We start from the raw sequence: 15340 nt of genomic DNA, 5'->3' as shown, positions 1-15340 counted from the left end.
TGGCTTTCCTGCAATGTGGGGGGCGGGGGGTGGCGCTCAGCAGTCCCGCAGCTCCGGGCTCTGGTTCAGCACCTGGCCGCGCGGGCTGATGAACTCCCGGTACACCGTCGAGTCCACGTCCGCCGGCGCGAAGGCCGCCACCCGGTGGCAGTTCTGGAAGGCCAGCACCACGCCGAAATGCCGCTCCAGCGCCCCGCGGATGGCGTTGCTGGCCAGCGCGCGCAGCAGCTCGCCGCGCTCGCGCTCGCTCGGCGGCGGCACCTCGTGCTCGCCGAACGGCTTGCCGGGGGCCTGGTCGTCGACGGCCGACGAGATCGTCGTCCAGGCGTAGGGCAGCGAGTCGCGCACCACGGCGACGAACTGCGCGTCGTCCATCTCGCCGCGCGCGGCGGCGTCGAGGACGGGAGTGGGGACGTCGAGGGACATGGCTCTCCTAAGGGAACTAGCGGGTCGGAACGGGGGCCCCGGGCACGAAGTCCGGGTCGATCTGGGCGGCGAGGTCGACGCCGACGGCGCGGTCGCCCCACGCGCGGGCGTTGCGCAGGTGGAACTCGACGGTGCCGCGGTGGTAGGCCGCCCAGTCGCGCTCGCGGGCGTCCAGCGCGGCCGCGACGGCGTCGAGCGCGGCGAGGTTCTCCGGCTCCAGCTCCGCGACGGGCCGGGCGGCGCCGCGCTCGGCGGCCCGCACCCACGCCGACTGCCCGAAGCGCCCGAGCAGCGCGTCGCCGACCTGCTCACGCAGGTACGCGACGTCCGCGTCGTCCGCGACCTTGTTGCCCAGCACCCCGAGCGCGACACCGTGTCCGGCGGCGTGGTCGGCGTACTGCCGGAACACCCCGACCCCGCGCCGGGTCGGCTCGCTGACCAGCACCGTCAGGTCGAAGCGGGTGAACAGGCCGGAGGCGAAGGCGTCGGCACCAGCGGTCATGTCGACGACGACGTACTCGCCGGGGCCGTCGAGGAGGTGGTTGAGGTACAGCTCCACCGCGCCGGTCTTGGAGTGGTAGCAGGAGACGCCGATGTCGGCCTCCTCGAACTCGCCGGTGACGAGGTGCCGCACGCCGCCGACGTCGATCGAGTACCGGGCGAGCAGCTCGCCGGCGGGGTCGAGGTCGAGCAGCCGCGAGCCGGGCCCGGGCGGCGTCGTCTTGATCATGGTCGCAGCCGAGGCGATGCGCGGGTTGGTGCCGCGCAGGTGGTCCTTGAGCCAGGTGAGGTCGGAGCCGAGCGCGCGCGGCGGCGGCCCGTCGTGCCCGAGCGCCTGGCCCAGGTGCTGGTTGATGTCGGCGTCGACCGCGAGCACCGGGTGCCCCCGCTCGGCGAGGTGGCGGCTGAACACCGCCGCCGCCGTCGTCTTCCCGCTGCCGCCCTTGCCGACGAACGCGATGCGCACCCGGACTCCCCTCATCCGCCTGTGGAAGCGCAAACGATAAGCGTTGTCACTATCGGGTGACGACCCGGGGCCCCGGGAAGACGATCATCGGCGACGGCGGGCCAGCACCTCGCGCAGCGGCGGCACCACGACGCCGTCCGCGGCGAGCTTGCGCCGCGCACGGCGGCGGGCGACGAGGATCCCCGCGGTCGCGAACGCCCACACGACGTACTGCACCGTCCAGGCCAGCCGGAACGCCTCGGGCGAGTAGCCGCCGGCCGCCAGACCCAGCACCACCCCGACCGCCTGCGCCACCAGCAGCGACGCCAGGAACCCGCCGATGTTGACGATGCCGACCGCGGTGCCCTGCCGGTGGCCAGGGTTGAACGTGCGTGCGTAGTCGAAGCCGATCATCGAACCGGGCCCGCCCAGCGCCAGCACCACCACGAGGACGACGAGCAGCCAGCCCGGTGCGGGCGGCGGGACGAGCAGCACCACCGTCCAGGCGGCCGCCGTCAGCCCGATGACGGTGAGCACCAGCCACGAGCGCCGCAGCGGGTGCCGTGCGGTGAACTCCCCGAACAGCGGCCCCGCGAGGATCCCGACGCCGACGAACAGCGTGAGCAGCGCACTCGCCTGCCCGGAGCTGAACCCCTGCCCCGCGACGAGGTAGGGCACGCCCCACAGCAGCGCGAACACCGTGCCGGAGAACTGCGTGCCCATGTGGGTCCACAGGCCCAGGCGCGTGCCGGGCTCGCGCCACGACTTCTTCAGCCCGTCGACGATCTCCCGCGGCGACGGCGCGGCGGGCGGCGGCGCGGCCCCCGGCGGCCGGTTGCGGACGACGACGAGCACGGCGATCGCGACGAACACCCCGAGCCCGGCGGCCGACAGGAACGCGGGCGTCCACCCCGGCCCGTAGAGCAGCGCCGCGAGCGGCAGGGCCGAGAGCACCTGCCCGAGCTGCCCGAGCAGGCCCGTCAGCTGGGTCATCAGCGGCACGCGCCGCGCCGGGAACCAGGCGTTGACGACGGCGAGCACGCTGATGAACGTCAGCGCGTCACCGGTGCCCACCAGCAGGCGCGCGGCGATGGCCAGCGGCAGCGACGTGGCGAGCGCCAGGACCACCTGACCCGCGGCCATCGTCAGCGCCCCGGCGACGACGAGCCGCTGCGCCCCGTACCGGTCGAGCAGCACGCCGACGGGGATCTGCAGGCTGGCGTAGACCAGGAGCTGGAGCACGACGAAGCCGGAGAGCACGGCGGGCGCGGCGCCGAAGCGCTCGGCCGCCTCCAGACCGGCGACACCGAACGAGGTGCGGTGCATGACGCCGACGAGGTAGGCCGCGAGAGCCACCGCCCAGACCGCCCAGATCCGGCGGGTGGAGGTGGTCGACGGCGTCGTCGGGGAGAGGGCTGCGGCATCCATGACAGACCCATGGTGCGCGATCCCGGTGCGGAACGGGATGCTGTGCGGGCAGGTTCACGTTGTGCGGACGGGACGACCGTCGAATGGGAAGAGGTGCGCGGTGCAGGAACCGGCCGAGCTGTACGAGATCGTGGACGACGCTCCGGCGCTCGAGGAGCCCGTGATGATCGTGGCGCTCGACGGCTTCGTCGACGCCGGGAACGCCTCGCGGCTGGCCCTGGAGGCGTTGGAGACCAGCGGCAGCGAGTCGACGACGGTGGTGCGCTTCGACGTCGACCAGCTCGTCGACTACCGCTCGCGGCGGCCCCCGCTGCGCTTCGAGTCCGACCGCTGGGCGGCCTACCACGGCCCCGAGCTGGACATCGTCGCGCTGTCGGACACCGGCGACACGCAGTACCTGCTGCTGTCGGGCCCGGAGCCGGACACGCAGTGGGAGCGCTTCGCCGCGGCCGTCGAGCAGCTCGTGCAGCGCCTCGGCGTCCGCCTGGTCATCAACCTCACGGCCATCCCGATGGCCGTGCCGCACACCCGCCCCATCGGGGTCACGGTGCACGGCACGCGCCCGGAGCTGACCGAGGGCCACGAGGCCTGGTTCGCCACGGCCGAGGTCCCCGGCAGCGCGATCGCGCTGATGGAGTTCCGCCTCGGCGAGGCCGGGCACGACGCCATGGGCTTCGCGGTCCACGTGCCGCACTACCTCGCCCGCTCGGAGTACCCGCAGGCCGCGCGCGTGTTGCTCGACCACGTCGGCCTGGCCGCCGGGCTCTACCTGCCCACCGAGTCGCTGTCGCAGGCCGCCGAGCGCGCCGAGGCCGAGATCGCCGAGCAGGTCGCGGGCTCGGAGGAGGTCGCGCAGGTCGTGCAGGCCCTGGAGCGCCAGTACGACACGGTCTCGTCGGGACGCGGTGACCGCGGCGGGCTGGGCCTGTCCGGCGAGCTGCCCAGCGCCGACGAGCTCGCGGCCGAGGTGGAGAAGTTCCTCGCCGACCGCGACGACGAGAAGGGCGACAAGGGCGACCCGGGCGACCTCGGCCCCGGCACGCCCGGCTCCCCCGGCTGACGCTCCCGCCGGGGGCGGCGCACCCGCACCGCCCCCGGTGGACCGCCCTGGTCGTCCGGGGAGTCAGAGGCGCGTCTCGCAGTGGCGCAGGACGTCGGTGCGGTCGGCGCGCACCGTGTCGACGCCCGCACCGCAGTCGACGACGTCGACCTCGCCGTCGGCGGCCGACACATCGTCGTCGCCGGAGCCGGTGGAGACGACGTCGCGCCCGGCGCCCGGGTCGACGAGGTCGTCGCCCGCGCCGCTGTCGATCGTGTCGGCGTCGGCGCCGCCGGAGACCTGGTCGGCCCCGTCGCCGGTGCGCAGCGTGTCGCGGCCGGCGCCGCCCAGCACGCAGTCGTCGCCGCCGAGCAGGTCGGCGACGTCGTCACCGGCGAGCAGGTCGACGCGGTCGCCCGCCGCCGTGCCGCGGACCACGTCGGCGCGCGCCGTGCCGGTGCGGCCCGGGCGCGGCGCGCTCTCGCACGCCGGCGGCGTCAGCGGCTCGAAGTCGTAGGTCGTCGTCGTGGCGCCGGTGCTGAGCCGGGCCCGGTCGAAGCCGCCGGCGATGCCCGCGTCGTTCGACGACGTGTCGCCCGCGTTGAGCGCCACCAGGAACACCGTGCTGCCCGCCGGGAGGTCGTCCAGCGAGTCGCCGCAGGCCGTGTTCTCCCGAACGCTCACGTCGGTGGCCGTCGTCGCCGCGGTGGCGGTGAGGGTGTGCCAGCCGTCGCCACTCACCGAGGCCACGTAGTCGTAGCGGCACTCGTAGAAGCTCGCCGGCGGGGTGCCGTCGGCGGCGCTGTCGGCGTAGACGTTGAGGTAGTACTGCTCGGGCGCCTTGTTCGTCGCCGCCGGGTCGATGTAGTAGTCGACCGCCACCCCGGCGGTGGCCGTGGGCAGGCTCGTCGCCCGGCCGATGATGAACTTGCTCGCCGCGGGCGTCACGGCGATCGGCCCGAACCGCAGGGCGCCCGTCCCGAGGGTCGAGGGCCCCGCCCGGAACTCCGTCGTCGTGCTGTTCGGCGCGGGCGAGATCGCCCAGCCCTGCAGGTCGTCGGGGGTGACGACGACCGTGCTCGCGCCGCCCGGCTGGGCGGCGGACGCGGTGGCGGGGACGAGGGCGAGGGCTACGGCGGACACCGCGACGGACGCGGCGACGAGTCCGGTGCGGGTGAGGGACGGCTTCATGGCGCTGCTCCTGGTGACGAGGCGTGGGTGACCTGTCCCCGGGATTCGGGCGCCCGCCACGGCGCGTTAGCGCCGTTCGCCACGGTTCACTCGGCCGCATGGAGCAGCTTGACTCCCGGCTACTCCACGACGTCGAGCGCGGCGCCGACGATGCTGTCGGCGTCGAGGCCGTGGTGGCGGAACACCGACTCCAGGTCGCCGGACTGCCCGAACCGCGACACGCCCAGGTGGGCGGCCGGGACCCGGTTGATCCCGGCCAGGAACGCCAGCGTGTGCGGGTGCCCGTCGAGCACGGTGACCAGCGGCGCCGCGCGGCGCGCCGGGAAGGCGGCGTCGAGGACCCAGGTGTCGGCCTCCCCCCGCCCCGCGCGCGCCTGCACCGCGTCGAACAGCAGCCCGGCGCTCGTCACGCAGACGACGTCGCACGCGTGCCCCTGCGCCTCCAGCCGCTCCGCCGCGGCCAGCGCCTCGGGCACGACGGCCCCCATCACGGCGATCGTGACGGCGGGCGACCCGGCCGCGCGGCGCAGCGGGTACGCGCCCGCGACGACCTGGCGGCGCCGGCGCTCGCGGGCCGCCGGGTCGGCCGGGACCGCGGCCAGCGACTGGTCGACCGGGCGCGTGGACAGGCGCAGGTACGCCGACCGCCCGCCGGGGCGCCCGAGCTGCGCCAGCGACGCCAGCAGCGACCACTCCACGTCGATCGCGAACGCCGGCTCGTAGCTGGTGCAGCCCGGCTGCTCCAGCCCGACCGACGGCGTGGTGATCGACTGGTGCGCGCCGCCCTCGGGGGCCAGCGCGACTCCCGACGGCGTGCCGACCAGGATCGACTGCCCGCCCGCGTACATCCCGAACGACCACGGCTCCAGCGCGCGCTCGACGAACGGGTCGTAGAGCACCCCGATGGGCAGCAGCGGCTCGCCCCACCGGCTCCACGTGGCGCCCAGCTCACCGAGCAGCCCGACCAGGTTGGTCTCGGCGATGCCCAGCTCCAGGTGCTGGCCGTCGGGGCGCTCGCGCCAGTGCAGGATCGTCTCGGGGTCGTCGGCGAACCAGTCGACCTGCTCGCGCGCGGCCCACACGCCGACCTTGTTGACCCAGCCGCCGAGGTTGGTGGAGCTCGAGACGTCCGGGCACAGCGTGACGACCCGCTTGGCCGCCGCGGGGGCGGCGCGGGTGAGGTCGAGCAGCGCGCGGCCCAGCGCGGCCTGCGTGGTGGCCGTGCCCGATGGCGTGCGCCCGATGTCGGCGGGCAGCTCGGGCACCGCTGCAACCTCCACCGGCTCGCGGTGCAGCCGCTGCGCGACCTCCGCGCACAGCTCGGCGGCCGGGCCCGCGGGCAGCGGCTCCCACGGGGCGTCCGGGTCGGTGCCGACGGCCGCGGCCAGCTCGGCGAACTGCTCGGCGGTGAGCAGCGAGGAGTGGTTCTGCGGGTGCCCCTCGCTGGCGAGCCCGTGCCCCTTGACCGTGTAGGCGAAGACGACGGTCGGGCGCGTGTCGTCGATGGTGGCGAACGCGGTGCGCAGCGCGGAGAGGTCGTGCCCGCCGAGGTTGCGGATGGCCGCGTGCAGCGTGGCGTCGTCGAGGTCCGCGATCAGCGCGGCGAGCTTCTCGTCGCCGTCGGGGACCCGCTCGCGCAGCTGGTCGGGGGTGCAGCGCAGCAGCCGCTGGTACTCCGGGTTGGGCATCTCGTCGATGCGGGTGCGCAGCGCGTCGCCGCCGGGGCGGGTGAACAGCTCCTCCAGCAGGGCCCCGTACTTGACGGTGAGGACCTGCCAGCCCGCGGCGTCGAACATGCCCTGCAGGCGCGTGGCGCCGATGTTGGGGACGACGCGGTCGAGGCTCTGCCGGTTGAGGTCGACGATCCAGACGACCTCCCCCAGCTCGGAGACCATCGGGTCGAGGACGGCCTCCCAGCAGGCGCCCTCGTCGAGCTCCGCGTCGCCGACCAGGGAGTACTGGCGGCCCCAGCGTGGAGCGTCAGCGGAACGCGCATCAGCGCCGTCCGCCTGGACGTAGCGGCGGGCGAGCGCGCCCCAGATCGGGGCGGTGGCGCCGATGCCGACCGAGCCCGTGGAGTAGTCGACGGGATCGGGGTCCTTCGAGCGGCTCGGGTAGCTCTGCAGGCCGCCGAACTCGCGCAGCGTCGTGAGGTAGCGCGCGTCGAGCTCGCCCAGGAGGTGGTTGATCGCGTGCAGGACGGGCGAGGCGTGCGGCTTCACCGAGACGCGGTCCTCGCGGCGCAGGTGCTCGAACCAGAGCGCGGTCATGATCGTCACCATCGACGCGCTCGACGCCTGGTGCCCGCCCACCTTGAGCCCGCCGGGGTTGGGGCGCACGCGGTTGGCGTGGTGCACGATCGCGGTGGCCAGCCACAGCACCCGCTGCTCGATGGTGCGCAGGACGTCGTCGTTCACGGTTCGTACCTCCCAGGTCGCCCGCCCACTGCACCACCGTCGGGCCGTCTGCACAACCGCGACCGCTTCCTCCGTGCAGACTGCTGCGCAGAGGCCGTTCTTCGTGCAGGATGCCCGGCGTGGACGCGACCGACGCCCGACTGCTGCAGGCCCTCGCCGAGAGCCCGCGCGCGCCGGTGCTCGCGCTCGCCGAGCGCCTCGGCATCTCCCGCAACACCGTGCAGGCGCGCCTGGCCGGGCTGGAGGCGCGCGGGGCGCTGGGCACCTTCGAGCGACGGATCGACCCGGCCGCGCTGGGCTACCCGCTCACCGCGTTCGTCTCGGTGCAGCTCGTGCAGCGCCGCCTCGCGGAGGTGTCGCAGGCGCTGGCGCTGGTGCCCGAGGTCGTCGAGGTGCTGGGGATGTCGGGCGAGGCCGACCTGCTGTGCCAGGTCGTCGCCCGCGACGCCGACGACCTCTACCGCATCGCCGGGCAGCTCCTGGCCACCGACGGCGTCGTGCGGACGACGACGTCGCTGGTCATGCGTCGCCTCGTCGAGCACCGCGTCGCCCCGCTGCTGGAGCGGATCGTCACCGGTGGATGAGGCGCGTGCACGCCGTGTTGCGACCGTACGGCGATCGCGTTCCCGGAGTTGACGGGGGCGCGGCGCCGACGCAAGGTGTCGGCACGACCGGCCGGGTGACATCGGCCGGCGCGCAGGACCGATCGTGAGGGGGGAGGCCCTGGGAGGGGCCGCCGACATGACCATCCAGGAGAGTCCGCGGAACGAGGAACCCGTCTCCGACGGGCCCGTACCCGAGATCCCGGCCACCGCCGCCGCCGACCAGCGCCACCCCGTCGACCGCGTGGTCTTCGGCGTCGCCGCCGTGCTCATGCTCGCCTTCATCGTGTGGGGCGCGGCCTCCACGGAGACGCTGAGCGCGGTCGCGTCCTCGGTCCTCGACGGCATCATGAACGCCGGCGGGTGGGCCTTCGTGCTCGCCGCGAGCGGCTTCGTGGTGTTCGCGCTCTACCTCGCGTTCAGCCGCTTCGGCAAGATCCCCCTCGGCCGCGACGACGAGGGCCCGGAGTTCCGGACCGTCTCGTGGATCGCGATGATGTTCAGCGCCGGCATGGGCATCGGCCTGATGTTCTACGGCGTCTCCGAGCCGCTGTCGCACTTCACCTCCCCGCCACCGGGCACCGTCGCGGTGGGCGACCCGGCCGCGCTCGACGTCGCGATGGCCACCACGCTGTTCCACTGGACGCTGCACCCGTGGGCCATCTACGCCGTCGTCGGCCTGGCCATCGCCTACTCGACCTTCCGCCGCGGGCGCCGCCAGCTGATCAGCTCGGCGTTCGCGCCGCTGCTCGGCGAGCGCCGCACCGACGGCCCCCTGGGCAAGGCCATCGACATCCTCGCGATCTTCGCCACCCTGTTCGGATCGGCCGCGTCGCTCGGGCTCGGCGCCCTGCAGATCGGTGCGGGCCTGCAGCTCAACGGCGTCCCGGTCGAGGGCAAGCTGCTGCTGGTCCTCATCATCGGCATCCTGACCCTCGCCTTCGTCTGCTCGGCGGTCACCGGCGTCGCCAAGGGCATCCAGTGGCTGTCGAACATCAACATGGTGCTGGCGGGTGTGCTCGCCGTCGTCGTGTTCATCGGCGGGCCGACCATCCTCATCCTCAACCTGCTGCCCACCGCGATCGGCGACTACGCCGGCAACCTCTCGGAGATGGCCTCGCGCACCGCGGCCAACGGCGGCGACGCCACCGCCGAGTGGCTGGCCGGCTGGACGGTCTTCTACTGGGCCTGGTGGATCTCCTGGACGCCGTTCGTCGGCATGTTCATCGCGCGCATCAGCCGCGGGCGATCCATCCGCCAGTTCATCACCGGCGTCATCCTCATCCCGAGCGCCGTCTCGCTGGTCTGGTTCGCGATCTTCGGCGGCGCGGCGATCGACCAGCAGCGCACGGTCGACCCGACCGGCGCGACCGGCCTCGCGTCGCAGTCGACCGAGGGCCAGCTGTTCGGCCTGCTCGGGTCGATGCCCGGCGGCGCGATCCTCAGCGTGCTGGCGATGGTCCTCATCGCGATCTTCTTCGTGTCGGGCGCCGACGCCGCGTCGGTGGTCATGGGCACGCTGTCCTCGCGGGGCTCGATCGAGCCCTCGCGCTGGGTGGTGATCTTCTGGGGCGTCGTGATGGGCGCGATCGCGATCATCATGCTGCTGGTCAGTCCGGGCAGCGAGGCGCTCACCGGCATCCAGAACATCACGATCATCATGGCCGCGCCGTTCGCGCTCGTGATGGTCGCGCTGTGCGTCGCCCTGACCAAGGACCTGCGCCACGACCCCCTGATGCGGCGCGACGTGCGCTCGCAGGAGGCCGTGGAGCAGGCCGTGGAGTACGGCACCAGGACCTACGGTGACGACTTCCACCTGTCGGTCAAGCAGGTCAAGGACTAGTCCCGGGCCCGGGCCTCAGGGCTCCAGCACGATCTTGCCCGTGACGCGGCGCTCGTCGATCTCGGCGAGCGCCGCGGCCGCGTCCGCCAGCGGGTAGGTGGCGCCGACGACCGGGTCGAGCGCGCCGGAGCGCAGGTGCGGCAGCAGGTCGTCCCACTGCTCGGCGACGAACCCGTCGCGGGGCATCGCGAACGCACCCCACCCGACGCCGACGACGTCGATGTTGTTGAGCAGCAGGCGGTTGACCTTCACCGTCGGGATGTCGCCCGCGGTGAAGCCGATCACCAGCAGCCGGCCCTCGGGGCGCAGGCAGCGCAGCGAGTCGGTGAACCGGTCGCCGCCCACCGGGTCGACGACGAGGTCGACGCCGCCGAGCTCCTTGACCGCGTCGCGGAAGCCCTCGACCAGCACGGCGTGCGCCGCCCCGGCCCGGCGCGCGACCTCGGCCTTCTCCTCGGTGGACACGACGGCGACCACCTCGGCGCCCAGCGCCGCGGCGAGCTGCACGCAGGCCGTGCCGACCCCGCCCGCCGCGCCCTGCACGAGCACGCGCTGCCCGGCCTCCAGGTGCCCGCGGCGGCGCAGCGCGAACTGGGCGGTGAGGTAGTTCATCGGAAGGCAGGCGCCCGCGGCGAAGGACACCTCGTCGGGCAGCGGGAACACGTACCCGGCCGGCGCCGCCACGACCTCGGCGAACGCGCCGACGGTGGTGAACGCGGCCACCCGGTCGCCCGAGCGCACCGCGGCGCCCTCGGGCGCCTCGCGCACCACGCCGGCGATCTCGGAGCCGAGCGTGAACGGGAGGTCGGGCTTGTACTGGTAGAGGCCCTTGCTCTGCAGGACGTCGGGGAAGTTGACGCCCGCCGCCCGCACGTCGATCAGGACCTGGTCGGCCCCGCGGTCGGGCTCGGGGACGTCCCGCACCTCGACCGCCGCCGGGCCCTCCAGCCGCACCACCTGCACTGCGCGCACGCGCGTCCTCCTCGTCCTCGGGTGGGGCCATCCTGCCCCGCGGGACGGGCGCGCGCCGCGCGCCGGGTCGGAGCGCGCCGGTCAGACGGGGACGCCGTCGTCGTAGTGCGCGGACTGGCGGGCGCGGCTCAGCTCGTCGACGAGCGCGGTGAGCCAGCCGTCGACGCGCTGCTGGACGCGCTCGAGGCCGTCGAGCTCGCAGGCCAGGTCGAGGGCGTCGCCGCCCCGGCCGTCGAGGGCGCGGCGCAGGTCGCCGCGCACCCGCTCGATGCGGGCGCGGCAGCCGTCGGCGGTCTCGACGTGGGCGTCGAGGCGGGAGCGCTGGTCGTCGCTGATGCCGGCCGGGACCGAGGCGACGAGCTGCTCGAGGCGGTGTGGGTGCACGGACTTCCCCCTGCTGTGATCGTGGACACAGCAGACGCTAGATCGCCCCGGCTGTTCACGGAAGGCCCCTACCGTCCGCGGACGTGCCCGTCGCTGGTCCCCTGACCGAGACCGCCCTGTTCCTGCGCGAGTTCGCCCGCGATCCGCTGCGCACCGCCGCCGTGGCCCCCAGCTCGCCCGCGCTGGCCGCGGCGATGACCGCGCCGGTCGCACCGGGCGGCGTGGTCGTGGAGCTCGGCCCCGGGACCGGCGCGTTCACCCGCGCGCTGCGGGGGTGCTGCCCCGCGCGGCACCTGGCCGTCGAGCTCAACCCCCGGTGGGCGGCGCTGCTCGCGGAGCGCCACCCCGACGTGGAGGTCGCCGTGGCCGACGCCCGCGCGCTGCCGGCTCTGCTCGCCGAGCGCGGGATCACCCGCGTCGACGCCGTCGTCAGCGGGCTGCCGTGGGTCGCGTGGGCCGACGGCGCGCTGCTGCCCGTCGTCGCCGACGCCCTGTCGCCCGCCGGTGTCCTGACCCAGTTCGCCTACTCCGCGACGCGCTGGGCGCCGCCCGCCCGCCGTCAGCTCGCGGGGCTGCGCGAACGCTTCGCCGAGGTGTCCACGACACCGGTCGTCTGGTGGAACCTGCCGCCCGCCGTGGTCCACCGGGCACGCACGCCGCGCCGGGCGTGAGCACCCCACCCCCCGTTCCGGAGGCCCGGCGGGGGGCTGCCAGGGTGGGCCGAGTGCGTCTCGTATTCGGCCCGGAGGACATGGAGGTCTACGCCGCTGCCCGCGACCGGCTGCGGCTGCACATCGTCGCCTGGGCCCGGCGCCGGGGCGTCGAGGTGGAGCCCGCGCTCGTGGCGGCCGCGCTGGACCACAAGCACGGCGTCGACGGCCGGCTCGGGCACTGGACCCGCGCCCACGTCGCCGACGCGCTGGCCGTCTGGTTCCCCCGCACGGTGGCGCTGCGCGACGAGGACCGCGACGGCGTCCCGGCCGCGCTGCACGCCCTGATCGGCTTCCTCGACGAGCACGACTGGCTCGACCCGCGCTCGGCCCCCGCCGCCGAGCTGCACGCCCAGGTCGACGGTTCCACGCCCGCCCTGCACGACGCCCTGGACGACGAGCGCAACCGCGACCTCGGCACGTTCTGGGCCGTGCAGATGCTGCGCCACGGCGTGCGCACCGGCGATCCGCTGGCCGTCCTGCGGTTCCTGGAGCAGGTCGAGCGCGGGGAGCTGGAGATCGACCGGGCCGCCCTGGCCGAGATCACCAGCCGCCAGCAGGAGCCCGCCGAGGCCGCCCCGCCCCCGCTGCCGCCGGTGCTGCTGCCCGGGGCGGCGCAGCTGCTGGCCGCGGCCGACTCGTCGCCCGCGCTGGCCCGGCTGCGCGCGTTCACCCGCTGGGTCCGCGCCGGGCGCGCGGTCACCCGCGAGGGGCGCCTGGGGCTCGGCGACGCCCGCGCCGTCGCCGAGGCGCTCGACCTCGACCACTTCTCCCGCGGCCGCGCCCGCGCCGGCGACGACCTGCCCGAGGTCGCGCTGCTGATGACCTGGGCGCGCGAGGCGCGGTTCGTCCGCGTCGTCAACGGGCGGCTGGTGCAGGTGAAGAGCGCGGCCCCGCTGCTGAGCCGCCCGATCGAGATGTGGCGCCGCGCGTTCGAGGCCGTCGGCCGGATCGGCGAGGGCTTCGGCGGCAGCAACGTGTTCGGCGCGCCGTCGCTGTTCGGGATGAGCCTGGGCGAGGCCCTCCCGATCCTGTTGCAGCAGCTCTACGCCGCGGGCGGCGACGCGATCCCGCTGGAGCGCTTCCACCGGGCCGTGCGCGACACCGTCAACCGGCGGATGGGCTGCGTCGTCGACGACCTCGCGGGCGACGTCGAGCAGCGGCTGTGGCGCCGCGACGTCACCGCGCTGCTCGACGCCCTGGAGCTGCTCGGCGCCGTGCACCTCTCCGAGAGCCTCGACACCGACGACCACGAGGAGCTGGCCGCGCTCGCGGGCCGCGACGACCCCGACCCGACCTGGGTGGCGCTCACGCCGATCGGGCTGTGGGCGGTGCACGAGGTGCTCGTCGACGACGGGGTGCACGCGCCGCTGGTCGGCGAGCTGGCCGACGAGGACGTCGAGTACGTGTGCGTGCGGATGGCCCGCGTGCGGCCCGAGGTGGCCGACGCCGAGCTGGCCGCCTGGGTCGCCGCCCGGCCCGGCCGCGTCGCCGCGCAGGAGCTGATGCGCTTCCTGGAGCGCCTGGAGGCGCACGACCCCGTGGAGGGGCGGCACCGGGAGCTGGCCCTGCGGGCGCTGGCCCGCACCGGCGGCCCGGCCCGGGAGCGGAGCAGGCGCGCGCACCGGCCGGTGTCGAGCGGGGCGCAGCCCCGGGTGGAGTGCGACGCGCGGGCGCGCGGGCGCTGATCGGACGTACTAGGTAGGCCGTCGGGTCCGGCGCCGCCAGAACGTGAGCGCCCAGAGGGCGTAGACGCCCAGCGTGGCCACCACCACCGCGATCCCCGATCCGGCAAGGCCCAGCCCGAGCGCCACGAGCAGCACCGTCACGAACACCACGGGCAGGGTGACGACGACGAGCGTCGTGGTGCGGCCCGAGCCCCACGTGCGGGGGCGCAGGGAGCCGGCGGCGAGCGTGCCGAACAGGGTGCCGCTCAGCGTCCAGAACAGCAGCCCCGCCTCCATCTCGACGTTCTCCAGTACGAGCAGGTGCGCGACCGCGCCGAGCACCAGCGCCGCCGCGAGGCCCACCCCGGTGCGCGCGGGTGCGGGCCCGGCACCGGGGGCGGCGTCCCGGCGGGCCGTGCCGAGGACGTCGCCCGAGCCGACCGTCGCGCCGGGCCGGACGTGGGCGGCGGCGAGGGTGCCCGCGACGTCGTCGGCGAGGTGCCACGGCCTGCCGTCGGCCAAACGCAGCGCGACGAGGCCGGCGCCCGCGGCGTAGCTCTCCCCCGGCGCCACCAGCCACTCGACGACCTGCGCCGACCCGCCGGGCACGTCCCAGCGCAGCGGCTGCTCACTCGCGTCGGCCGGGGGTGGCGGGGTCCGGGGTGCGGGGACCGAGGGTGCGGGGGCCGGAGGTGCGGGGGCCGGAGGTGCGGGGGCCGGAGGTGCGGGGGCCGGGGCCGCCGCCGGGGGCGCGGATCGTGACGGCGTGGCCACCGGGGCGCGGCCGCCGGGCACCCGCAGGCGGTCGGTCGTGGCCGGCTCGGAATCGGGGCCGGCGGCCGGCTCCAGCGCCGCGCGGGCCGCCGCTGCGAGCTCCCCCGCCGTGGCGAACCGGTCAGCCGGGTCCTTGGCCATCGCCCGCGCCACGACGGCGTCGAGCGCGGCGGGGGCGCCGTGCTCCGAGGGCCGGGGCGGGTCGGCGTGCACGTGGGCGTTCATCAGCGCGGCGGGCTCGCCGGTGTAGGGCTTGCGGCCGGTGAGCGACTCGTGGAGCAGGCAGCCCAGGGCGTAGACGTCGGCGCGGCCGTCGACGTCGAGGCCCCGGAAGCGCTCGGGCGCCATGTAGTCGAGCGTGCCGACCGTCATGCCGCTGGCGGTGAGCGAGCCGCCCGACGTGGCACGGGCGATGCCGAAGTCGCCGAGGTAGGCGAAGCGGGCGGTGCCCGGGCGGTCGCGGGTGAGGAACACGTTGGCGGGCTTGACGTCGCGGTGCACGAGCCCCGCCTCGTGCGCGGCGTCGAGCGCACTCGCCACCTGCTCGATCACCGCGACGGCGTCGCCGGGGTCGAGCGGGCCGCCGCCGGACAGGACGGCGGCGAGGTCCTCGCCGTCGACGAAGCGCATGTCGAGGAACAGCTGCCCGCCGATCTCGCCGTGCTTGTGGATCGGGACGACGTGCGGATCGGACAGCTGCGCGGCGACCATCGCCTCCCGGCGGAACCGCTGCCGGTACTCCGGGTCGGCCGACAGCTCCGCGGTGAGGACCTTGAGCGCGACGGGGCGGGCGAGGTCGGTGTCGAAGGCGCGGAACACGCGGCCCATGCCGCCCTGGCCCAGCAGGCCGTCGAGCCGGTAGGGCCCGAACATCTCCGGCGCCACGCGGCCTCCATCCCTGAACCGTGCCCCGTCGGGACCCTACCTGCGCAGCCGCAGGT

At 75.2% G+C, this 15340-nt stretch carries 13 protein-coding genes; 5 read left to right on the top strand and 8 right to left on the bottom strand.

From position 1 onward, the window contains the following. Positions 1-36 precede the first annotated feature (36 nt). The 3 genes from I4I82_RS24515 to I4I82_RS24505 form a co-directional block, all read right to left on the bottom strand. Positions 37-426 (bottom strand): SCO5389 family protein, encoded by a 390-nt coding sequence (locus I4I82_RS24515; protein WP_218591803.1) that lies wholly within the window; start codon positions 424-426, stop codon positions 37-39. A gap of 16 nt (positions 427-442) precedes the next feature. Continuing rightward, positions 443-1393 (bottom strand): ATP-binding protein, encoded by a 951-nt coding sequence (locus tag I4I82_RS24510; protein WP_218591804.1) that lies wholly within the window; start codon positions 1391-1393, stop codon positions 443-445. 84 nt (positions 1394-1477) lie between these two features. Beyond that, positions 1478-2800, bottom strand: a complete 1323-nt coding sequence (locus tag I4I82_RS24505) for an MFS transporter (protein ID WP_218591805.1) — start codon at positions 2798-2800, stop codon at positions 1478-1480. 100 nt (positions 2801-2900) lie between these two features. On the opposite strand from I4I82_RS24505, the gene I4I82_RS24500 reads away from it, so the two are divergent. Next, positions 2901-3860, top strand: a complete 960-nt coding sequence (locus I4I82_RS24500) for a proteasome assembly chaperone family protein (protein WP_226370234.1) — start codon at positions 2901-2903, stop codon at positions 3858-3860. A 63-nt stretch (positions 3861-3923) separates the two neighbouring features. Here the strand turns inward: I4I82_RS24500 and I4I82_RS34660 are convergent, their stop codons facing one another. Then, positions 3924-5030, bottom strand: coding sequence for a calcium-binding protein (locus I4I82_RS34660; RefSeq protein ID WP_218591806.1), 1107 nt, complete (start codon positions 5028-5030; stop codon positions 3924-3926). Positions 5031-5149: 119 nt separating this feature from the next. Beyond that, entirely contained in the window at positions 5150-7447 is a 2298-nt protein-coding gene (locus tag I4I82_RS24490; RefSeq protein WP_218591807.1) for a thiamine pyrophosphate-binding protein, read from the bottom strand. 110 nt (positions 7448-7557) lie between these two features. Here I4I82_RS24490 and I4I82_RS24485 point away from each other — a divergent pair, with 110 nt between their 5' ends. Continuing rightward, entirely contained in the window at positions 7558-8031 is a 474-nt protein-coding gene (locus I4I82_RS24485; RefSeq protein WP_218591808.1) for an Lrp/AsnC family transcriptional regulator, read from the top strand. 157 nt (positions 8032-8188) lie between these two features. Then, positions 8189-9892 (top strand): BCCT family transporter, encoded by a 1704-nt coding sequence (locus I4I82_RS24480; protein ID WP_218591815.1) that lies wholly within the window; start codon positions 8189-8191, stop codon positions 9890-9892. A gap of 15 nt (positions 9893-9907) precedes the next feature. Here the strand turns inward: I4I82_RS24480 and I4I82_RS24475 are convergent, their stop codons facing one another. Further along, a complete protein-coding gene (locus tag I4I82_RS24475; protein ID WP_218591809.1) occupies positions 9908-10864 on the bottom strand; it encodes an NADPH:quinone oxidoreductase family protein in 957 nt (318 codons plus the stop codon). An 81-nt stretch (positions 10865-10945) separates the two neighbouring features. Then, positions 10946-11248, bottom strand: a complete 303-nt coding sequence (locus tag I4I82_RS24470; RefSeq protein ID WP_218591810.1) for a hypothetical protein — start codon at positions 11246-11248, stop codon at positions 10946-10948. Between the two features lie 83 nt (positions 11249-11331). Here I4I82_RS24470 and I4I82_RS24465 point away from each other — a divergent pair, with 83 nt between their 5' ends. Together I4I82_RS24465 and I4I82_RS24460 are read left to right on the top strand one after the other, a co-directional pair. Continuing rightward, positions 11332-11919, top strand: a complete 588-nt coding sequence (locus I4I82_RS24465) for a class I SAM-dependent methyltransferase (protein WP_226370233.1) — start codon at positions 11332-11334, stop codon at positions 11917-11919. 53 nt (positions 11920-11972) lie between these two features. Then, positions 11973-13646, top strand: a complete 1674-nt coding sequence (locus tag I4I82_RS24460) for a hypothetical protein (protein WP_218591811.1) — start codon at positions 11973-11975, stop codon at positions 13644-13646. A gap of 9 nt (positions 13647-13655) precedes the next feature. On the opposite strand, the gene I4I82_RS24455 is transcribed toward I4I82_RS24460, so the two are convergent. Continuing rightward, positions 13656-15284, bottom strand: coding sequence for a serine/threonine-protein kinase (locus I4I82_RS24455; protein WP_218596046.1), 1629 nt, complete (start codon positions 15282-15284; stop codon positions 13656-13658). Positions 15285-15340: the final 56 nt, after the last annotated feature.

The sequence above is a fragment of the Pseudonocardia oceani genome, assembly GCF_019263585.2.
Taxonomy (GTDB): Bacteria; Actinomycetota; Actinomycetes; order Mycobacteriales; family Pseudonocardiaceae; genus Pseudonocardia; species Pseudonocardia oceani.
Note: the sequence above shows the minus strand (reverse complement) of the source record. Positions and strands in the feature narration are given on the sequence as shown.

What these genes read in the sequence shown, in the direction of transcription:
- I4I82_RS24515 (WP_218591803.1), bottom strand. Translation starts at nt 426, where the DNA reads ATGTCCCTCGACGTCCCCACTCCCGTCCTCGACGCCGCCGCGCGCGGC.
- I4I82_RS24505 (WP_218591805.1), bottom strand. Translation starts at nt 2,800, where the DNA reads ATGGATGCCGCAGCCCTCTCCCCGACGACGCCGTCGACCACCTCCACC.
- I4I82_RS34660 (WP_218591806.1), bottom strand. Translation starts at nt 5,030, where the DNA reads ATGAAGCCGTCCCTCACCCGCACCGGACTCGTCGCCGCGTCCGTCGCG.
- I4I82_RS24485 (WP_218591808.1), top strand. Translation starts at nt 7,558, where the DNA reads ATGCCCGGCGTGGACGCGACCGACGCCCGACTGCTGCAGGCCCTCGCC.
- I4I82_RS24480 (WP_218591815.1), top strand. Translation starts at nt 8,189, where the DNA reads ATGACCATCCAGGAGAGTCCGCGGAACGAGGAACCCGTCTCCGACGGG.